16 protein-coding genes are annotated in these 19,893 nt (G+C 61.3%); 2 read left to right on the plus strand and 14 right to left on the minus strand.

From position 1 onward, the window contains the following. Window positions 1-18 precede the first annotated feature (18 nt). Window positions 19-1,824, minus strand: coding sequence for a lipid A export permease/ATP-binding protein MsbA (gene msbA, locus BMZ57_RS24510; protein WP_010213666.1), 1,806 nt, complete (start codon window positions 1,822-1,824; stop codon window positions 19-21). 158 nt (window positions 1,825-1,982) lie between these two features. Here msbA and BMZ57_RS24515 point away from each other — a divergent pair, with 158 nt between their 5' ends. After that, window positions 1,983-3,839 carry an O-antigen ligase family protein gene (locus BMZ57_RS24515; RefSeq protein WP_010213667.1) on the plus strand — a complete coding sequence of 619 codons (1,857 nt, stop codon included), beginning with the start codon at window positions 1,983-1,985 and terminating at the stop codon, window positions 3,837-3,839. 55 nt (window positions 3,840-3,894) lie between these two features. Here the strand turns inward: BMZ57_RS24515 and BMZ57_RS24520 are convergent, their stop codons facing one another. The 6 genes from BMZ57_RS24520 to BMZ57_RS24545 all read right to left on the minus strand — a co-directional run bounded on the left by BMZ57_RS24520 (window position 3,895) and on the right by BMZ57_RS24545 (window position 10,501). Next, entirely contained in the window at window positions 3,895-4,776 is an 882-nt protein-coding gene (locus tag BMZ57_RS24520) for a glycosyltransferase (protein WP_010213668.1), read from the minus strand. Further along, a complete protein-coding gene (locus tag BMZ57_RS24525; RefSeq protein WP_010213669.1) occupies window positions 4,773-5,921 on the minus strand; it encodes a glycosyltransferase in 1,149 nt (382 codons plus the stop codon). The genes BMZ57_RS24520 and BMZ57_RS24525 overlap by 4 nt, the downstream gene beginning before the upstream one ends. A 59-nt stretch (window positions 5,922-5,980) precedes the next feature. Next, entirely contained in the window at window positions 5,981-7,381 is a 1,401-nt protein-coding gene (locus BMZ57_RS24530) for a PIG-L deacetylase family protein (protein WP_069672807.1), read from the minus strand. Further along, window positions 7,378-8,274, minus strand: a complete 897-nt coding sequence (locus tag BMZ57_RS24535; protein WP_069672808.1) for an antimicrobial resistance protein Mig-14 — start codon at window positions 8,272-8,274, stop codon at window positions 7,378-7,380. The genes BMZ57_RS24530 and BMZ57_RS24535 overlap by 4 nt, the downstream gene beginning before the upstream one ends. Next, window positions 8,275-10,032, minus strand: a complete 1,758-nt coding sequence (locus BMZ57_RS24540; protein WP_010213673.1) for a carbamoyltransferase family protein — start codon at window positions 10,030-10,032, stop codon at window positions 8,275-8,277. Between the two features lie 133 nt (window positions 10,033-10,165). Then, window positions 10,166-10,501 carry a YceK/YidQ family lipoprotein gene (locus BMZ57_RS24545; RefSeq protein WP_010213675.1) on the minus strand — a complete coding sequence of 112 codons (336 nt, stop codon included), beginning with the start codon at window positions 10,499-10,501 and terminating at the stop codon, window positions 10,166-10,168. 206 nt (window positions 10,502-10,707) lie between these two features. Between BMZ57_RS24545 and BMZ57_RS24550 the strand changes: the two genes are divergently transcribed. Further along, entirely contained in the window at window positions 10,708-12,792 is a 2,085-nt protein-coding gene (locus BMZ57_RS24550; RefSeq protein WP_069672809.1) for a TonB-dependent receptor family protein, read from the plus strand. Window positions 12,793-12,910: 118 nt separating this feature from the next. Here the strand turns inward: BMZ57_RS24550 and BMZ57_RS24555 are convergent, their stop codons facing one another. Genes BMZ57_RS24555 through waaF form a run of 7 tightly spaced genes read right to left on the minus strand, consistent with a single transcriptional unit; the run spans window position 12,911 to window position 19,857 of the window. Next, window positions 12,911-14,350 carry a lipopolysaccharide kinase InaA family protein gene (locus BMZ57_RS24555; RefSeq protein WP_069672810.1) on the minus strand — a complete coding sequence of 480 codons (1,440 nt, stop codon included), beginning with the start codon at window positions 14,348-14,350 and terminating at the stop codon, window positions 12,911-12,913. After that, window positions 14,350-15,102, minus strand: coding sequence for a lipopolysaccharide kinase InaA family protein (locus BMZ57_RS24560; RefSeq protein ID WP_069672811.1), 753 nt, complete (start codon window positions 15,100-15,102; stop codon window positions 14,350-14,352). Before BMZ57_RS24560 ends, BMZ57_RS24555 begins: the two co-directional genes overlap by 1 nt. Further along, window positions 15,099-15,833 carry a lipopolysaccharide kinase InaA family protein gene (locus BMZ57_RS24565; protein ID WP_010213681.1) on the minus strand — a complete coding sequence of 245 codons (735 nt, stop codon included), beginning with the start codon at window positions 15,831-15,833 and terminating at the stop codon, window positions 15,099-15,101. Before BMZ57_RS24565 ends, BMZ57_RS24560 begins: the two co-directional genes overlap by 4 nt. Then, window positions 15,833-16,639, minus strand: a complete 807-nt coding sequence (rfaP, locus tag BMZ57_RS24570) for a lipopolysaccharide core heptose(I) kinase RfaP (protein ID WP_010213682.1) — start codon at window positions 16,637-16,639, stop codon at window positions 15,833-15,835. The genes BMZ57_RS24565 and rfaP overlap by 1 nt, the downstream gene beginning before the upstream one ends. Further along, on the minus strand, window positions 16,636-17,760 hold the full coding sequence (locus tag BMZ57_RS24575; RefSeq protein WP_010213684.1) for a glycosyltransferase family 4 protein: 1,125 nt from the start codon (window positions 17,758-17,760) through the stop codon (window positions 16,636-16,638). Before BMZ57_RS24575 ends, rfaP begins: the two co-directional genes overlap by 4 nt. After that, the gene (gene waaC, locus BMZ57_RS24580; protein WP_042571374.1) at window positions 17,760-18,821 is read right to left on the minus strand and encodes a lipopolysaccharide heptosyltransferase I; all 1,062 of its coding nucleotides are present in this window, start codon (window positions 18,819-18,821) and stop codon (window positions 17,760-17,762) included. The genes BMZ57_RS24575 and waaC overlap by 1 nt, the downstream gene beginning before the upstream one ends. 1 nt (window position 18,822) lies before the next feature. Next, entirely contained in the window at window positions 18,823-19,857 is a 1,035-nt protein-coding gene (gene waaF / locus BMZ57_RS24585; RefSeq protein WP_044286536.1) for a lipopolysaccharide heptosyltransferase II, read from the minus strand. Window positions 19,858-19,893: the final 36 nt, after the last annotated feature.

Below are 19,893 nucleotides of genomic sequence, written 5' to 3' on the forward strand. Positions count from 1 at the left end.
CGGCTCCTGCACAGAAGGTCAGGTGATGTCGGCGGAAACCGGCGCATCCAGTCCCATGGCGTGCAGGCGGGCATAGTAGCCGTTCTGTGCCAACAGTTCGCCGTGGGTGCCACGCTCGACAATCCGGCCATCGTCCATCACCAGGATCAGGTCAGCTTTCTCGATGGTGGACAAACGATGCGCGATCACCAGGGTGGTGCGACCTTGCATGACCTTGTCCAGCGCCGCCTGAATGTGGCGCTCGGACTCGGTGTCGAGGGCCGAGGTGGCCTCGTCGAGAATCAGCAACGGTGCGTTCTTCAGCAGGGCACGGGCAATAGCCAGGCGCTGGCGTTGACCGCCGGACAGCAGCACACCGTTTTCGCCGACCTGGGTATCGAAGCCCTTGGGCAACTGGTCGATGAAGTCCTTGGCATTGGCATCCGCAGCCGCCGCCTCAACCTCCGCACGTGGTGCGCCGGCCAGGTCGCCGTAGGCGATGTTGTTGGTCACGGTGTCGCTGAACAGCGTCACGTGCTGGGTCACCTGGGCGATGTGCTTGCGCAGGTTGAGCAGCTTGTAGTTCTCGATCTCGATGCCGTCCAGCAGGATCTCGCCGCTTTCATGATGATAGAAACGCGGGATCAGGCTGGCCAGGGTCGATTTACCGCTGCCCGAACGCCCTACCAGGGCAATCATCTGCCCTGGCTCGGCGGTAAAGCTGATGTCCTTGAGCACATGGCGCTCGGTGCCTGGGTAGGTGAAATTGAGGTTGCGTACGTCAAGACGACCGCTGACTTTGTCACGCTCGATCGTGCCGCGATCAACTTCGACCTCTTCGTCCAGCTGTTCAAAAATGCTTTCGGCGCCGGCCACACCCTTCTGGATCGTCGAGCTGACTTCCGAGAGCTGACGAATCGGCTTAGGCAACAGGCCTGCCAAGGTGATGTAGGCCACCATGTCACCTGCCGAGGCATCGCCGCGAAGATAAAGAACCAGGAACATCAGCACCGCCATCGCGGTGTAGATCACCAATTGCAGCGCCGGCGTGTAGATCGCGCCGGTACGGGTCATGCGCAGTTGCTTGTTGGTGTTGCTCTGGCTGGCCTTGAGGAAGCGTTTTTCCTCGTAGACTTCGCCACCAAAGCTGCGCACCACGCGATAGCCTTGGATGGTTTCCGACGCGACGTGCGTCACGTCGCCCATGGCCACCTGGATCTTCTTGCTCTGCTTGCGGAATTTCTTGCTGGCCGTGCTCACCATCACTGCAATCAACGGCAGGATAGCGATCATCACCAGCGTCAGGCGCCAGTTCATGAACAGCAGCGAGGCGAACAGAAAGATCACCGTCATGCCTTCACGGATCACCACTTTGATAGCGTCAGTGGCCGCGCCCGTGACCATGGTCACGTTGAAGGTGATGCGGGAAATCAGGTGCCCGGAGTTGTGGTTGTCGAAATAGCGGTTCGGCAGTGTCAGCAGGTTGTTGAACAACTGCACCCGCAGGTCGTGCACCAGGCCCAGGGAAACCTTGGCCAGCAGGTAGTTACCGAGGAACGAACCAAGGCCCTGCCAGGCGGCGATCAGGATGATCAGCAGCGGTACCGCCTGCAGCAACTGCAGGTCCCGCAGGAATGGCACACTGGGGAACAGTACGGCTTCAGGATTGGACAGACCGTCGACGAAGTACTTGAGGATGTACCCCAGCATGGGCTGGGTCGACGCGAAAATCAGAAATCCGAGGATACTCAATGCGAACAGACCCGCATAGGGTCTGACATAGCTGAGCAGACGGAAGTATATTTTCAAGCTCGAAGGGCTTGCGCTCGGACTGGAGTCGGTCATATCACGCGGCGTTTTGAAAAAGGAGGCTGACTTTAGCACAGCTTCTCTGTTGTACTTGCACCCTGCATGACCCACAGCCTGGTCGGTCCCGACCAGCGACATTATATAGCCACTACTTTAAGATGGTCGGCTTTCTCTAAATGGAATGGCTTTTCTGTATGCACTCCAAGCGCCTGATCTATGGCTCAAATCGCGTTTTCGACTTCCTGGTCCTATGGATTTTGCCCATTGGCTTGTTGTTGTTACTGAGTTCGCTGTTCTTCGTATCCAACCGCAACGTGCTGCATCGAATCGTCTACATCCTGTTCAGCGTACCGACCCTGTTCATGTTGTGCATGCGCCCTCGGGAGTTAAAGGAGTTACTGCGTGAGCCCCTGGCGCTCGCATTCCTGGCCTTCTCTGCCTGGGCCCTGGCCAGCCTGATGTGGAGCCCCGAGCCCACCACCGACACCGACCTGTTCAAGCGCCCGCTCAATACCTTCATGCTGTTTGGCGGCTGCGGTCTGTTACTGCATTACCGCAACGAACTGTTCAAACCGATCTTCTTCAGTGCTGCTGTGATTGCACTCGTGGTGAGCTTGTGCAACCTGGTGGCCTTCGTCAAAGGCTTCGAACCGGGCATGCGCATGATCGGTGGGCGTGGCGCCCTCGACAACCCGCTGCTCAGCTCTCATCTATTCGGTTTCTTCTGCGTCTACTGGCTATATGTTTGCATGACCACCCAGCGCCTGAACGTCCTGTGGTTCAGCGCCCCGGCTCTGGCGGTCATGCTCGCGGCGGTTCTGGCCACGGGCTCACGCACACCGTTGGTCGCCCTGACACTGACCATCCTGTGGATGACCTTCGTCAGCCGCAACCGCCGCTCAGCCTTGCTGATAGCCGGCATGATCCTGGGCGGCGTCGGGCTTCTGCTGCTCTACCCCGAACAGATCACCACTCGCGGCAGCTCGTTCCGCTTCGAATTGTGGGGCATGTCCCTGCAGCGCATTGCTGAACATCCTTGGATCGGCCACAGCTATGACTCCGAGTTGTACCTGACCCTGTCCGACGGCTACGAGCTGCGCGAGCCGCACAGCTTTGCCCTGGGCGTGCTGTATTACGTCGGGATCATCGGTTTTATCCCATGGATCTTCATGCTCGGCTGGGGCCTGTATAAAGGCCTCAAAGAACGCGCGCAACCACTGTTTATCCTGGCATCGTCGCTGCTTGCCTATGGCATCGGCGCCGGATTGACCGAAGGCGGTGGCATCCTGTCACGCCCCAAGGAGCACTGGTTCCTGCTGTGGATTCCACTGGCCATCATCACCGGCCTGAGCATGGCCCAGCGCCGTCGCAGCCTGCTGCGCATACCGGTGCAAAACCTGCAGCCTGAAGGCTTCAATCAACTGTGCGCCGATGCCCACGTGATCGAAGCCGACGGCCTGGGCCCGAAGGTCCTGCGCCTGGCCGACGGTCGTTTCCTCAAAGTGTTCCGCCCACGCCGGTGGTATACCTCTGGCAGCTTCAACCCCTATTCCGAACGGTTTGCCAGCAACGCCGAGCAATTGCGCACCCTGGGTATCCCCACACCGCAGATTCTGGGCCTCTACCGTCTGCCCGATGCAAGCAGTGCTGTCAGCTATTCGCCACTGCCCGGCCTGACCCTGCGCCAGGCCCTGCAGAGCCTGGACAACAGCCTGCGCGAATCGCTGATCGAACGCTTCGGCCAGTTCATGGCCCAACTGCATGAGCGCGGCGTGTACTTCCGCTCACTGCACCTGGGCAACGTTCTGCTGATGGACGACGGCGAGTTCGGCCTGATCGATATCGCCGACCTGCGCATCTACCCGTCGCCGCTGCGCAACGCCTTGCGCCAGCGCAACCTGCGTCATATGCAGCGCTACCCGCAGGACCGCGCCTGGTTATTTGAGACACACTTCGAACAGCTGGCCAAAGGTTATGCGTCGGTTGCCAGTCAAGGCGCCACGGCGAAAATCCGCGAACACGTACTGGCGCTGAGCCGCCCCGCCGCCTGATAAAAAAAGGCGACTATCACTGCTGATAGTCGCCTTTTTCACCGCGCCTGCCGCCTCACGCCCTGAGGGGCGCCAGATACAATCGCACCAAGCCACGCAAGGTCTTGCGCCCCCAGAACTTCAACGGGATCTGCTTGAGTATCTCTCGCGCCAGCGGCCGGTCACGGTCGGCGGTCTTCAAGAACATCGAGTTCAGGAAGTTGTAGCGCACCGCGTCGTAGGCCGGATGCTCGCTGAAATGGGCATAGGTCTTGAGAATGTTCTGGATCATGTAGCGGTGGTTCTTGTAGGTGTTGTTCGCGTGCTGCCGGTAGCGCGCCATCACCACGCCAAGAGCGTCGATGGTGTAGCCGGCAGCCGTGATCTTCAGCTGGATCAGCAGGTCTTCCAGAGGAATCAACGGGTCGAAACCACCCACTTCTTCCAGCACTTCGCGGCGAATCAACATGGTCGGCGCTGGCGGGAAAGGCTTGCGGTCCATGAACATGTCGTCGAAATCCAGGCTGCGAAAGGGCACGTCGCGGCGCTGCTTTTTCTCCGGGTGCAGGTTGCCATCACCATCGATCAGCTCGATATTACCGGCGCACATGCCCACCTTCGGCTTGTCCGCCATATAGGCCACCTGGATGGCGAGACGGTCCGGCAGCATGATGTCATCGGAGCCGAACGGTGCGATCAGGCTGCCCTTGGCGCGGGCGATGGCAGCGTTGAGCGTGGCGGTCAGCCCCTGATTCTGCTGCACCTGGAAATCAAAGCCGTGCTTGGCCTGCAAGCGCTGGATGCGTTCGACACTGTCATCCGTGGAGCCGTCATCCACCACCAGCAGTTCGATATTCGGGTACGTCTGGCCGAGCACGCTGAGGATGCTCTCTTCGATATACCGGCCGTGGTTGTAGGACGCGATAATCACTGAGACCAGGGGTTGTTGCGCTGTCATGCTCTACCTACTTCTTTCAAACCGGTTTCGATGAGGTTCAGGTACTTCTGCTGGAACTCGGCCAAGGCGTGGTTCTCTTCCAGGTAACGGAACACCTGCTCACCCTTGGCGCGCAATTGCTCATCGCTCATGGCCAAATAAGTGTCCAGGGCCGTTGTCAGTTGCTCGACATTGCCCGGCTCGTGGGACAAACCGCCCGCCCCTTCTACCAGGGGCAGCATGGCCGGCCCGTTGGAGGCAATCACCGGCAGGCGCCCGCTCATGCCTTCCAGCAGCGCCAGGCCCAGCCCCTCAAGCAAGGAAGGCATGGTCCAGATATCGAAGGCACGCACATACTTGAGGCCATCCTCGCGAAAACCCAGCAGGTGCGCACGGCCGGTGAGACCGAGGCGCTCGATGTCTGCGCGCAAATCCGCCTCGGCACGGCCGGAACCGATGATGCCGACCTGGGCGTTGGGGTATTTGTCCTTGAGGCGGGCGAACGCCTGCAGCAGGTGCGTGTGCCCCTTGATCGGCACCAGGCGCCCCAATGCGCCGATGATTCGCGCGTCGAGCGGCAGCCCGAGCGCCTGGCGCGCCTGCTCGCGCGGCAGCTGCAAGGCTTCGGCCTGCGGAATATCGATGGCGTTGGTGACGAAGGTGGTGTTCTCTCGGGTAAAACCGCAGTTGAGCCCGACGAGGTAATCCCTGACCGCCGCCGACACCCCGACAAAGCGCCAGGCCGGGCTGACCAAACGACGCGTCTGGCGCCGGCGATAGGCGCGCTCGTACTCGCCGAAACCGTGAGAGATACCAATGCACAATGGGATCTTCAACCAGCGGTTGAGCGACAGCATCATGTTCACCGACTTGAAGCGATTGCAGATGACCACGTCGAACTTCTGCTCGCGGCAGTACTTGTAGATTTCCCACATGGCGCCCAGGCGAATGCCCTTGAGAGCCTTCTCGGGAAACTCGAAATACTTGGAATGATCCGCCACGCTCAACGGCTGGCCCGGCTGCGGTCGCCCGCTGAGAAAGGCCGACGTCACCTCGAATCGCTCGGTCGGCAACGCCTTGACGATCTGCTCACCGAGATCGGCGAAATCATTGAGTTTGACGTTGTAGTCAGGCTGCAACTGCAAAACCTTGAAACGAGGCTTCATATCACTCCATGAGGCAATCGGGCTGCTACGCGCACGCAGCCCGACGAAAAAAGTCAATTTCAGTCCTGCTTCAGCACCCAAAGCAGCTCGTGACGACGCACGGCCTTACGGAAAAACTCATTCTCGCCGTAAGGCGATGGACCACGACCAGCCAGCCATTGCTGCAACAGGCGACGCACCCGGCGCTTGAACGGCGCACGGGGCTGCAAGTCATGCATCATGCCCAGCGCCATGGCCTTGTCCTGCTGCTGGCTCTCGCTCAGCACCCGGCAATAAGGTTCAAGCACCTGGCCAGCATCGAACTGCGGCGGCAAAGCGACGCCAGCACCGGAATCACCCATGGGCCAACGGTCGTTATCGTGCAGATGGTTGGCGTAGCCAAGCAACGTGGTCGGTTGCCACTCAAGTCCCTGCAACGCCTGCACCACCGCGGTGTGGGCGCAGATATGGTCAGGGTGGGGGTCGAGCACTGGCGTGGGCAGTACAATCACCTCGGGACGCGCCTTGAGCAACACTGCCCGCAGGTCAGCGATTAGGTTATTCCAAGTCGGCGCACCGTCCACATCCCCCGGCAACGCCAGGGCATTGAACTGGCGGAACAGCCGCGTATCGTCCAACTGCGCTTCGCGCGATGCCTGGGGTTGATCGGGGGCGTCACGCATGGCCGGCAGTTGCAGGCAGAAATACCCCAACTGCACGCAGTGCGCCTCGGGCACGCCGGCCCAGCGCGGCACGGCAATGCTGTCCCAGGCGCGCAGGCGCCCTTTGATCCGCGCCGCTTCAGCCTTGGGCAGGCCCATCTGCTGATAGTGCTCGGCCTCGATCTCACCGGCGGTCAGGGTCACGATCCAGCTTTCATCCGCCTGGCCGTACAGGCCGAAGGCGGCCAGTTCGGCATCGTCGGCATGAGGGGCGATCACCATCACGCGATGGCGCGCAGCATCGGGCTGGCGAAACACCCACAAGACCGGCTGGCCGATCACGCGGCAAAAACGCCCGCGCAGGCGCAGCTCACCCGCGGCCAATGCCTGCGCCGAGCCCGTGAGGTTCAAGTAACGCTTGCCGACCACACCGCGCTCGAACGCCTGGCGATCGTCCAGAAACTCAACCGCAGGATCAAAGAAACGCCCCCACAGGTTGCTTTTGAGCTGTACTTCGACGATCAGCGTTTCATCGCCAGCCAGCTCAAGCGGCGTATCTGCCAGCAACCTGCCGCCCTCCAGACGCAATCCGACCTGTTGGCCACTCGGCGCAAAACTGTATTGGTAGTCATCCTTGGGCGAATAAAACAGGTGGTCGGCAAACCAGGCTTCATGGGCCACCCACAGCAACACCGCCAGGATCAGCGGCAGCCACCAGGCCACCAGCACACCGGCCGCGATCAACAGCAGCAGGCCGATCAGCAGCGCAATGCGTTTATTGCGCCGGTGGCGCTTGAGCAGTTGCTGTTTGCGGCTCATACGCTGAACACCGGCACCGGGTTGCACCAGCGCTCCTTGTACTCGCGGTCGGCACGCCCGAAGGAAAAACGCAGCGGTTTATCCACGGCCCGCGCCTGTTCCCAGGCGCTTTGCGTGTTGAGGAAGCTCAGCACGCTGCCAGGGCTGAACGCACGGGTTTCAGGATCGACACCGCCGTTGACGTACTCAATGCTGATCCACTCTGGCGAATCGACCCGGTACACCAACTGAACGGCAATCGGCGCATCGTTGAGAAACAGCACCGAGCCGATCAGGAACTCCTTGAGCAGCGCCAGCACCTCAGCCAGACGCTCGGCCCCCGTGGCCGGAAAGCCCCAGCGGCGCTGAAACAGATCGCAGTAGATTGCCGCCAGCTCGGTGCTGGAAAACTCGTTTACCGCCCGCACCACACCGCCTGCCTCTTCCAGCAGGCGCAATTCGCGGCGCTGGTTGTAGCGAAACTTCTTCGACAGGTCTTCGGGGGTACGCGCCATGGCCAATTGCTCGGCCTGGGGCTTGAGGGTGATGATGCGGCCCTGGTTCAGTGCTGACAGGTAGCGCCCGCGATGGCGCACCGGCAACTGCGCATCGGCAGCGATCGGCAGGATGATCTCGGCATTGCCCAGGTCAAACAGGCCTTTCTTGCCGCTGCGTTTGAGCACGTCCTTGGACAGGGCCAGGTCGCGCCCCCAGGTGGCAATCGCGCCCTTGAGTTCGCCGTCCTGCTCCCAGCCCAGGTAACGCACAGGAATCTGCGCCAGGCCCGCCAACCGCTCGACCACCTGCGGATGGGTCGCCACGCTGCCGCCAAACCGCTGCCAGGCCTGGGCGTAAACCTCGGCCTCGACAGGCGTCCAGCCACGCTCACGCCACGCCTGGAAGCGGTTCAGCATTTAGACCACGGCGTCATAAGGGTCCACGCCGTCCTTGACGACCAGGATGTCTTCCATGATCAGGTACTGCAGGTCGGAGCCGAAGAACATGTCCAGCGCGTCTTTCGGCGAGCAGATCATCGCTTCGCCACGACGGTTGAGCGAGGTGTTCAAGGACACACCGTTGCCGGTCAACACTTCCAGCTCTTTCATCATGTCGTAGTAGCGCGGGTTGTACTCGCGCTTGAGCACCTGGGCGCGGGAGGTGCCATCTTCATGGACCACTTCCGGCACGCGGGTCTTCCACTCTTCCGCCACTTCAAAGGTGAAGGTCATGAACGGCGCCGGGTGATCGACCTTGATCATCTGCGGGGCCACGGTGTCGAGCATCGACGGGCAGAAAGGCCTCCAACGCTCGCGGAACTTGATCTGGTGGTTGATACGGTCAGCCACGCCGGTCGCACTCGGGCAACCGATGATCGAACGACCGCCGAGGGCACGCGGGCCGAACTCCATGCGACCCTGGAACCAGGCCACCGGATTGCCGTCGACCATGATCTTGGCGATGCGCTGGGGCATGTTTTCGATCTTGCGCCAGTTCGGTTTGCTTTCGTGCTTGGCGCACGCGGCAATCACATCTTCGTTGCTGTAGGACGGGCCGAGGTAGACGTGTTCCATCTTCTCCACCGGTACACCACGGGCGTGGGACACATAGGCCGCGGCACCGACAGCAGTGCCGGCATCGCCGGAGGCCGGCTGTACGAACAGCTCCTTCACGTCGTCGCGGGCAATGATCTTCTGGTTCAGCTTCACGTTCAGCGCGCAACCGCCGGCAAAGGCCAGCTTGCCGGTGTCTTTCAGGATGTCGCCCAGGTAGTGGTCGATCATCTGCAGGGCCAGCTTCTCGAACAGCGCCTGCATGCTCGCGGCGTAGTGGATGTAAGGCTCGTCGGCGATATCGCCTTCGCGCTTCGGACCCAGCCACTCGATCAGTTTTGGCGAGAAGTAGAAACCCTTGCCCTTCTCTTTGTAACGACGCAGGCCGATCACGTTGGCGTAGTCGGTGTTGATCACCAACTCGCCGTTTTCAAAGGAGGCCAGGCGCGAGAAGTCGTACTTGCTGGCATCGCCGTACGGGGCCATGCCCATGACCTTGAACTCGCCGTCAAGCATCTCGAAACCGAGGAATTCGGTGATTGCGCCGTACAGGCCGCCGAGAGAGTCCGGATCGTAGAATTCCTTGATCTTGTGGATCTTGCCGTTTTCGCCGTAGCCGAAGAACGTGGTGGCGTACTCACCTTTACCGTCGATGCCGAGGATCGCGGTTTTCTCCTGGAAGCCGGAGCAGTGGTAGGCGCTGGAAGCGTGGGCCAGGTGGTGTTCAACCGGCTCGATCTTGATTTTCTTCGGATCGAAGCCCAGTTGCTCCAGGCACCAGACGATCTTGTTGCGATAGCGCTTGTAGCGACGGTTGCCCATCAGGATTGCGTCAAGGGCGCGGTCCGGGGCGTACCAGTAACGCTTGGCGTAGTGCCAGCGCGCCTCGCCGAACAGGCTGATCGGGGCGAACGGGATCGCCACCACGTCAACGTCGGAAGGCTTGATGCCGGCCTGCTCCAGGCAGAACTTCGCCGATTCGTAGGGCATGCGGTTCTTTGCATGTTTGTCGCGTACGAAGCGCTCTTCTTCGGCGGCCGCGATCAGCTTGCCGTCGATGTACAAGGCTGCGGAAGGATCATGGCTAAGGGCGCCGGACAGGCCAAGAATCGTCAATGCCACAGGGGTCTAGCCTCTTTTAGTCTGCATACAGGCGGGGTGCGCCTGAAAAAAGTGTGCTTCCCGCCTGGGCAGGAAACAGCTAAAGGGCGGGATTATAGCGTAAAAGCAGCAGGAAACTGTTAGCGGCAAGCGGCTAGCGAAGCTCAATACTGCCGTCGGCACTCTGCCGGTAGACGGTATAGGGCAAGAAGAGTGTATCCAGGACAGCGGATACAGCCACATCGAGATAAGGCCATGGAACATCGTTCAAGGAAAGCCCACTTCCTGAGCTGGGGGGTGCATGCAGCACGCACAAATCATAAGACACGCCGCTGTAGACACGCGGAACCGACTGGCAGTAGGTTTTTTTCGCTTTGAGCGACTGGACCGTGACACGGTCTTCACGCAGCACCGTGGTCATTGTGCCGCAACCGGCCACTATCAAACATACACCCAGCAATGCCAATAACCCTGCAACGTTAGGTTTCATAAGTCGCTCATCCTGTAGAGGGACCAAAAACCTACCATCGCACACCGCCCTTCACAGCCTCCCGACAACGTTAATATGCGTAGGAACCTTCCCATATCCCTGACGTGTCAGAAATTCGGTAAACGAGGGAGGTAGCCGTTAAACTCGCGCTTTTTTTTGCGCCTACGCCACTTACTGACGCGTTGCGCCACGGACCCGGCCTTTCCATGAACACAACCGCCCCCACTCGCCTTGCCCTGTTACTGCTGGGCCTGTGCTCCAGCGCACTGGCCGATGACGGCTCGTTGACCCTCGACCCCAGCGTCGTCACCGGTTCGCGCAGCGCCAGCCCGACGTTCGACCTGCCTTACTCGGTGGACGGCGTCAGCCGCGAACAAATCAGTGACGGCCAGCTCGGCATCAACGCCTCCGAAGCCCTGTCCCGCGTGCCCGGCCTGGTCGTGCAGAACCGCCAGAACTATGCCCAGGACCTGCAGATCTCCTCCCGTGGCTTCGGCGCCCGTTCGGCATTCGGCGTGCGCGGTATCAAGCTGATTGCCGACGGTATTCCCGCCAGCACCCCGGACGGCCAGGGTCAGGCGGCCACGTTCAACCTCGATACAGCCGAACGCATTGAAGTGCTGCGCGGCCCTGCCGCCACTCTGTATGGCAGCAATGCCGGCGGCGTGATCCAGATGTTCTCCCGCGACGGCGAAGGCCCACCGCGCATCGGCGCCGAAACCCTGGTTGGCAGCGACGGACTGAACAAAAACCACCTGACTGCTGAAGGCGCCGCCAACGGTGCCGGCTTCGTGCTCGACGCCTCGCGCATGGACACCAATGGTTACCGCGACCACAGCAGTGCGCGACGCGACCAGACCTTTGCCAAGCTCAACTTCCAGCCGGATGACGACAGCAAACTCGCCCTGATTTACAGCAGCCTGGAACAGAACGGCACGCAGGACCCACTCGGCCAGACTTGGGCAGGGTATAAGGCCGATCCGCGTTCGGTAAGTGCCAATGCACTGACCTACAACACGCGAAAAAGTATCGACCATCAGCAATTGGGCATGAATTACGAGCGCTACCTCGGCGATGCGACGTTGCAGGTGAATGCGTATACGGGGCGGCGGAGTGTGATTCAGTATCTGTCGATCCCAAAAGGCACGCCAGCCAACGAACGCGGCGGCGGCGTGGTGCAATTTGACCGCAAGTTCTACGGCGGCAGCGTGCGCTGGATGCAGCCTATCGAACGCGCACCGGGTGAGCTGATGATCATCACCGGCCTGGACTTCGACCAGAGCGAGGACAGTCGCCACGGCTACAAAAACTACAACGGCAACACCCTCGGCGTGAAAGGCCAACTACGCCGCGATGAAATCGACACTGCCCGCAGCCTCGACCCTTACATCCAGGCCAACTGGGCCCTGGACCGCTGGACCCTGCAAGCCGGCGTGCGGCATAGCACGATGGAACTGGACGTCGATGATCAATTTCTGAGCAACGGTGACGCCAGCGGCAACAAGACTTATCAGAAAAACACGCCATCGATGAGCGTGATGTACGCCTTTACCCCGCAGTTGCGCGGCTATGTCAGCGCCGGCAAAGGCTTCGAAACGCCGACCCAGGCCGAATTGGCCTACGCGCCGGGCAGCGTCGAAGGGTTCAACTTCGGTCTGAAACCGTCAGAAAGCACCCAGTACGAAGTGGGGTTAAAGGCCCAGGTGAAGAACACTAGGATCAATGCAGCCGTATTCCAGATCACCACAGAAGATGAGTTGGTGGTCGCTCAATCCAAAGACGGCCGTACCAGCTACCAAAACGCCGGCCGCACCCTGCGCCGCGGCTTCGAACTGGGCATCGAAAGCCAACTCAGCGACCACTGGACCACCAACCTCGCCTACACCCGCCTGCAAGCCACCTACGACAGCGACTTCGTCAGCGGCGGCAGCACCGCCGTCGACAAGGGCAACTACCTGCCCGGCGTGCCGCAAACCACGCTGTTCGCCGAGCTGAACTGGAAACCCCGGGACTGGGTCAGCACCGCCATCGAAGGCCTGTACCGCAGCAAGGTCTATGTCGAAGACACCAACAGCCAACGTGCCGCGCCGGCCTACAGCATCTTTAACTGGCGCGCACGTTTTGAGCAGAAAGTCGAACACTGGACCTTCCACCAGACCCTGCGTCTGGACAACTTGCTCGACCGCCAGTACGTCGGCTCGGTGATCGTCGGCGATGGCAACAACCGTTACTACGAAGCCGCTCCTGGCCGCTCGTGGTACGCCGGTGCTGGTGCCGAGTACCAGTTCTAAAACCACCACAAGGCTCATGTGGGAGCTGGCTTGCCTGCGAATGCGTTAGGTCAGCAACACATGTACTAACTGACACACCCTATTCGCGGGCAAGCCCGCTCCCACATTTTGACCGCGATCAGACCTGAGCTGGCAAGCGCTGATCGATGAGTTTGTACAACGCACTCTCCGACGGCCAGTTACGCATAAACCGCGCACGATCCTTGGCATACGCTGAGGCAAAGCTGGCGTCGGAGGCGTGTTGGCACATGGCATCCAGGTCGATCAGCGACCAGCGATCCTCGTCCCAGAACAGGTTATGCCCCTTGAAATCGCCATGGCTGATGCGCTCGCGGATCAGTTCAGCGAACAGGTGATCCAGCGCCTGCAGTTCGCTTTCCGGTGCGTCACCGTTTTCAACGTACGGCGCGAAGCGTTCGATGATGTCCGGCCCCGGCAGGTACTCGGTGATCAGGTACGCACGGCTACGCAGCCAGAAGAAGCGTTTTTCCAGCACCGCCAGCGGCTTGGGCGTGGCGATGCCGAGGAAGGCCAGGCGATTGCCTTCGCGCCAGGAATGCCAGGCGCGGCTCGGGCGCCAGAAGCGCTTGAGCCAATGGGCGAAGCCCTTGATGTTGTAGCGCTTGATCACCAGCGGCCGGCCGGCCACTTCGACCTTGGCCACACTGGCCGCACCACCGGTCTTGTACAGGTGGCCCTGGTCGAGTAACGCATCCGCCTGCGCCAGCACCGGCAGCATCGCGGACTCTTCTTCGCGCCGAATCGCGCGCAAGGCAAAGGCGCCACGCACCACGCTGAACAACGTGCACTCGCGGCCGACCTTGTTCAAAAAGTCCTTGAGGCGCCAGACGCTGACCTTGCGCACCTGTTTTTCCAGGGCTTCCAGGGGCAGGGCGTGTTCGCCATTGCTCAGCAGGTAGTACACGAGCAGTTCTTCGGTGAACGGTTCGAGATTTTTCGGCAACTGGGCGAAAAACACCCCGAGGTTTTCCAGCACGCGGTTACGCGACAGTGGCTTGCCAGCCTCTTCGACGCGAATGCCGGCGCCATCGATCAAGTACAGCTTGCCGTCCTTGCGCAGCAGGTTGTCCAGGTGCAGGTCTTCCTGCCACAGGCCTTGGGTGTGCATCTGCGCAATCGCGCCCAACGCTTCGGCGAGCACCGCGGTTTGCTCATCGGCCAGCGGCGGCAAGTGTTCGACAGCCTGCCAGGCATCGGCCAGGCTTTCGGCGCCCTCGATGAATTCGAATAGCAACCAGCCGCCCTCGCCTTCCCGCAAGCCGTCCGCCAGCAACAACGGTGTGGTCAGCCCCTGCTCGGCCAATAGGCGTACGCCGCTGAGCTCACGCTGAAAGTGCCGTGCTGCCTTGCTGCCCACCAGTAACTTGGCCAACACCGGACGGCCACGCCAGACGGCCGCGCCCACATAGCGCTCGCCTGGCAACACGCGCAACAGGCTCAGCAGTTGCAACTGACCAGGGCCCGCCGCATCGGCCAGTTCGAGGGTCAGGGGCAAGTCCGGGGTACGGCCGGCGGTTTTCAGCTCGGACAAACGCATCAACGGTTTTCCTTGTGGCTGCGGCGGGCGGTCAACTTCTGCAGCCAGGTGCCGACCAGCGCGCTGTCTTCCGGCTGGTCGAGATAGGCGGCCAGCAATTGGCGCACTTGCTCATCAGACCACTGCGGCGCACGACGCAACAGCGGCTCCAGATCCTTGACCCGATCACGCCAGCCGAACAGCAACGGGCGGGTTTTCTCCAGGTCGATCAACTGCGCGGCATACCCGTCGCCGGTGGCCTGCAGGAAAATATGCTTGGGATAGAAACAGCCATGCACTTGGCCAACGCTGTGCAACCGACGAGCAAGCTGACCGCAAGCCAGCAGGATCGCACGGTGCTGGGCGTCGCTCAGTTGCGCCCATTGTTCCAGCAACGAATCCAAGTCATTCCAGCCGTCCAGGGCGCGGGTGAGCAGCATCGCGCGGTGTTCGCCATCGACTTTGCGCTCGCCGTAGAACGCCGCTTGCAAGGCCGGAATGCCAAGCTTGCGGTAACGGCTGATATTGCGGAATTCACGGGAGAAACTCGGCTCGCCAAAAGGACGGTGCAAGCTGCGCGTCAGGTAATTGCTCTGGCGCTTGAGGTAGTAACCCTGGCCGTCGAGTTCAAGGCGAAACACGCTGCTCCAACCTCCGCGACTGGTATTGGGTTCATCCACCGCGTCCAGTTGTTTGGCCCACAAGGCGTCGAACGTCGATAGGCCGTGGCGCTCCAGCAGCGCACGGTCTTCAACCGCCAGGAAATCACTCATTCGCGTCCCTCGAAAAACTTCACCACGTGGCGAATCCGCTCTTTATCCGATGCACTCAGGTGCCGGCACTGACGGTACTGTATGTAGAACCGCAGGCGCTGGGTGGCAGACAGGTGATACTTGGCCACCTTGTCCAGGCACGCCAGGTCTTTGGTGATGCGGTACTTGAGCCAGAACCCGCGCCAGAAATCACCATTGGGGCAATCGATCAGGTACAGGGTGGCCTGATCATCGATCAGCAGGTTGCGCCACTTCAAATCGTTATGGGTAAAGCGATGTTCGTGCATGGTGCGCGTGTACTCGGCGAGTTGGCGACTCACCGCGTTGACCCACTTCGGGTCGTGCAGGCGCGCATCATTGCGCTCGGCCAGTACCGAAAGGTCTTCGGTCTTCGGCAACTCGCGGGTGATCATCGCCCCACGGTCGTAGGCCAGGCCTTTGCGCTCCAGCCCCCAGGCGACCACATCGGCGGTGGGGATGCCCCATTTGGCGAATCGCTTGAGGTTCTGCCATTCGGACTTGACCCGAGGCTTGCCCAGGTAACGCCGCAACCCCTTGCCCGCACCGGTGTAGCGCTTGACGTAGTAATTGACCCCGCCCCGCTCCACACGGATCACTTCCGACAGTGGATCACGGGTCAGCCGCTCGCCCTGCAGGGCGAACACCGCTTCGAGGCTGCCAAAATCATCCGCCAGGTGGGCGTAAACCGGTTCCAGGTTCCAACCCGCCATCAGATTGCATCCCCGAGGCGCTGTTTGCGTGCATACAGCTTGTCGGCCTTGCGTTGCATCAGGCTCAACGACGCCGAGTGCTCGGCCAGGATCTGGCGCAGCGGCTGGCGGAAGTAACCCTTGAGAAAGCGCAGTTTGTCGCGACGGGTCAGGCCGATTTCCAGCGCCGAGTAATACAGCGCGGAGAGGTCCTTGTCGCGCCAGCGCAACGGCAAGTGCGCACGCAGTTGGGCGCGGTGCAGGTCGATCACCGACAGCTTGATGTTCTTCGCATCGATGGGTTTGGCAGTGTCCAGCAGGAAGTGGCACAGGTAGCAGTCGCGGTGGTTCACGCCGCCACGGTGCATGTCGCCGACCATGCGAGCAAGCTCCGCCGTGAGGGCGTGACGCAGCGCAGGCGCCGGAGGCTCGGCAACCCAATTGATAGTCACATCTTCCAGGCTGAGGGTCGGCGCCAGCTCTTCGGTGATGATGAACGAGTGCTGGTCTGCCGGGTTGCTGCCCTTTTCGCCGAAGGCGACGCCGGTCATGGTTGGCACGCCGAGTTCCTGCAGGCGATGAATCGCCGCCCACTCAAGGCCCGCGCCCAGCACCGGCAGCTTGGCGGTGATCAGGTTCTTGAAGATCTCGCCCCAGCCGATGCCACGGTGGATCTTGACGAAATACGGACGGCCATCCACCACGGTACGCAGGGTGCGACGCGCCGCCAGCTCACGGAATACTTCGCCTTGCAGTTTCTCGACTTCGGCAAAGGCATCAAGCCCGGCCCATAACGTCTTGAACGGTTCGGCAAGAATCAACTTCATCGTTTTGGCTCCGCCAGGATCACATCCGCAGCGTGCTGCGGCATGCTGTAAAGGTCGGCCGTCTCAGCGAAGGCCAAACCATTGCGGCTCCAGGCCGCGCGCTGTGCAGTGTCGGTGAGCATCTTCGCCAGGTACGTGTTGAGCTGCGTTTGTTCAAACGGCTCATCCAGCACCAGGCCGCTGTCAGCTTCAGCGATGTAGTGAGCATACCCACACACGGCCGAGACCAACACCGGCAGCCCGGCCACCAGGGCCTCAAGCAATACGGTGCCGGTATTTTCGTTGTACGCCGGATGGATCAACAGGTCGGCGCCCAGCAGGAAACGCGGGATATCGCTGCGGCCCTTGAGAAACTGCACATTGTCCCCCAGCCCCAGCGTCGCGCTTTGCAGTTGGAATACCTTGGGGTCGTCCTGGCCGATTACAAACAGGCGCGTGCGTTTTTTCAGCTCAGACGGCAATGCGGCCACGGCCTTGAGGCTGCGGTCGACGCCCTTGGTCTTGAAGCCCGAGCCGATTTGCACCAGCAGCAAATCGTCATCGCCCAGGTTGAACTCCTGGCGGAAACCCTCGCGAATCTCGGCGGCATTCGGCGGTGCGCGGCGGTCCTGGGCAATGCCCGGCGGCAGCAGGTGGAAGCGTTCCAGCGGCGTGTCGTAATGCTTGATGAACAACGGCTGCTGCACTTCGGAGATCATCAGGACTTCAGTCTTGGCGTCCTTGGCGAACACTGCACGCTCGTAGTCGGCAAAGTGCTTGTAGCGACCAAAATAGCGGTACAGCGAGTGGCGCAGGTTCTGTGCCTTGTCTTCAAAGCAGCCGTCGGCGGCGTAGTACACATCCAGGCCGGGCATTTTGTTGAAGCCGATCAGACGGTCCACGGGGCGCTTGGCCAGGTCGGCCTCCATCCATGCGCTGAGTTTCTCATTGCGCCGATGGTTGAAGAACGCCTTGACCGGCGCCACCAGCACTTCGAAACCGGGCGGGATGTCGCCCTCCCAGATCAGCGTATAGACACGAATCTGGTGGCCGCGCTGCTGGCACTCCAGGGCGATGCGCATGAAGTCGCGCTGCAGGCCACCGAAGGGGAAATACTTGTACAGCACAAAAGCCAGTTGCATCAGTGCAGCTCCTCAGCCAATAACAACGTGCTCAGTCGGCTTGCCACACGCTCAGGGTTCAGGCGCGTGAAGCACAGGGGCGACTCGCGCTTGATGTCGAACCGACGCAGGTCGTCGGCCGTCGGTTGATAGGTACATTGCTTTTGCAGGCACGGCGCGCAGGGGAAGTCGCTGGCCAGGTGAATCTGGCCCTTGCCATAGGCGCCGGTGAGGCCGGGGTTAGTCGGGCCGAACAGGGAAATGGTCGGTACATCCAGCGCGGCGGCCAGGTGGCCGAGACCAGTGTCCACCGCCACGCAGGCGCGGGCGCTGGCCAGTACGCGAGCGACGCCGGCCAGGTTCAATTTGGGCAGCACTTCGGCGTGTTGCAGGCCTTGGGCCAGGCGTTCGGCGCGGGCTTTTTCGGCGGCGTTGCCCCAAGGCAATTTCACCTCCACACCCAGGCGCCCCATGCGCTCGGCCAGCTCGCGCCAGTAGGCTTCGGGCCAGTGCTTGGTGTCCCAGGTGGTGCCATGCAGCAGCAGCACAAAAGGTTTCTTCGGCGGCAGGCCCAGGAGCTTTTCAGTGCTCAGGCCGTAGTCGCCCAGACCTTTGGGCAAGTCATAACCGAGCGCCACGGCGAATAACTGGCGCAGACGCTCCACCGCGTGTTGCCCACGCGCCACGGCGAGGCGTCGGGAGTAGAAACGTGCAGCCATCGGCTCGCGCGCGGAATTCTTGTCGAAACCGGCGATTGGCGCGCGCACGTAACGGGTCAGCCAGGCGCTTTTCAGCAGGCCCTGGGCATCGATCACCAAGTCATATTTGGTCGACTGGACTTGCTGCTTGAAACGCCGCCATTCGCCACTTTTGATGGTCTGCCAGATGTTCTTGCGCCAGCGGCGGATCGCTACCGGGATCACTTTGTCCACCGCAGGGTGCCAAGTGGGAATCTCGGCGAAGCCTTCTTCCACCACCCAGTCGAATCGAATGCCCGGGATCGCCCGCGCTGCATCGGTCAGGGCCGGCAAGGCATGAATCACGTCGCCCAGGGATGAGGTCTTGATTACCAGTACGCGCAAACTATCGGACCTCGACCGCAGAGCCCTGCAACCGCTGCAAGGCTTCGTTCACCGGCTGCGGCAGCAACTGGCGCATGCAGTTGTAGTGACCAAAACGGCAGGTGCGATCAAAACACGGGCTGCATTCCAGGCCCAGGCGCACCACTTCGACCTTGTCGGCCAACGGCGGGGTGAAACCCGGCGATGTGGAGCCGTACACCGCCACCAGCGGGCGGTTCAGCGCGGCGGCGACGTGCATCAGGCCGGAGTCGTTGGACACCACCGAATCGGCGCAGGACAGCAGGTCGATGGCTTCGGCCAGGGACGTGTCACCACTGAGGTTGACCGCCTCTTCACGCAGGCCAGGAATCAGGCGCTGGCGAATGTCCTCACCCACCGGATGGTCCTTCTTCGAACCAAACAGCCAGACCTGCCAGCCTTCACGGATCTTGGCTTCGGCGACCTTGGCGTAGTGCTCCGACGGCCAGCGCTTGGACTCGCCAAATTCGGCCCCAGGGCACAGCGCCAGGACCGGACGGTCCAGCGTCAGGCCGAACTTGGCCAGGGCGGCATCACGGCTCACGGGGTCAATCTGCAGGCTCGGACGCGGATACGGCGTGGGCAACTCGGCCCCCGGCTCGTAAGCCAGGGCCATGAAGCGCTCGATCATCAGCGGGTAGCGGGCCTTGTCTAGCGTACGCACGTCGTTGAGCAGCACGTAGCGGAACTCGCCACGCCAGCCGGTGCGCTTGGGAATACCGGCGAAATACGGCACCAACGCCGATTTGAGTGAGTTGGGCAACAGGATCGCCTGGTCGTATTCGCCCGCCAGGGATTTACCGATACGACGGCGGGTCGCCAGCTCCAGGGCGCCATGGCCGAGCGGGAAGCTCAAGGCCTTGCGCACTTCGGGCATGCGTTCGAGGATCGGCCGGCTCCACTCAGGGGCGAGCACGTCAATCTGGCAGTCCGGGTAGCGCATGCGCAGACACTGAAACAGTGTCTGCGCCATCACCATGTCACCGACCCAACTGGGCCCAACGATCAGAATATTCATGTAGTTTCCACAAACGATGCGGGGAGGCTTATGCCT

Source organism: Pseudomonas simiae, from assembly GCF_900111895.1.
GTDB classification, from domain to species: domain Bacteria; phylum Pseudomonadota; class Gammaproteobacteria; order Pseudomonadales; family Pseudomonadaceae; genus Aquipseudomonas; species Aquipseudomonas simiae.

Coding starts and splice junctions, on each gene's coding strand:
- msbA (WP_010213666.1), bottom strand. CDS start 1,824: ATGACCGACTCCAGTCCGAGCGCAAGCCCTTCGAGCTTGAAAATATAC.
- BMZ57_RS24515 (WP_010213667.1), top strand. CDS start 1,983: ATGCACTCCAAGCGCCTGATCTATGGCTCAAATCGCGTTTTCGACTTC.
- BMZ57_RS24520 (WP_010213668.1), bottom strand. CDS start 4,776: ATGACAGCGCAACAACCCCTGGTCTCAGTGATTATCGCGTCCTACAAC.
- BMZ57_RS24525 (WP_010213669.1), bottom strand. CDS start 5,921: ATGAAGCCTCGTTTCAAGGTTTTGCAGTTGCAGCCTGACTACAACGTC.
- BMZ57_RS24530 (WP_069672807.1), bottom strand. CDS start 7,381: ATGAGCCGCAAACAGCAACTGCTCAAGCGCCACCGGCGCAATAAACGC.
- BMZ57_RS24535 (WP_069672808.1), bottom strand. CDS start 8,274: ATGCTGAACCGCTTCCAGGCGTGGCGTGAGCGTGGCTGGACGCCTGTC.
- BMZ57_RS24545 (WP_010213675.1), bottom strand. CDS start 10,501: ATGAAACCTAACGTTGCAGGGTTATTGGCATTGCTGGGTGTATGTTTG.
- BMZ57_RS24550 (WP_069672809.1), top strand. CDS start 10,708: ATGAACACAACCGCCCCCACTCGCCTTGCCCTGTTACTGCTGGGCCTG.
- BMZ57_RS24555 (WP_069672810.1), bottom strand. CDS start 14,350: ATGCGTTTGTCCGAGCTGAAAACCGCCGGCCGTACCCCGGACTTGCCC.
- BMZ57_RS24560 (WP_069672811.1), bottom strand. CDS start 15,102: ATGAGTGATTTCCTGGCGGTTGAAGACCGTGCGCTGCTGGAGCGCCAC.
- BMZ57_RS24565 (WP_010213681.1), bottom strand. CDS start 15,833: ATGGCGGGTTGGAACCTGGAACCGGTTTACGCCCACCTGGCGGATGAT.
- rfaP (WP_010213682.1), bottom strand. CDS start 16,639: ATGAAGTTGATTCTTGCCGAACCGTTCAAGACGTTATGGGCCGGGCTT.
- BMZ57_RS24575 (WP_010213684.1), bottom strand. CDS start 17,760: ATGCAACTGGCTTTTGTGCTGTACAAGTATTTCCCCTTCGGTGGCCTG.
- waaF (WP_044286536.1), bottom strand. CDS start 19,857: ATGAATATTCTGATCGTTGGGCCCAGTTGGGTCGGTGACATGGTGATG.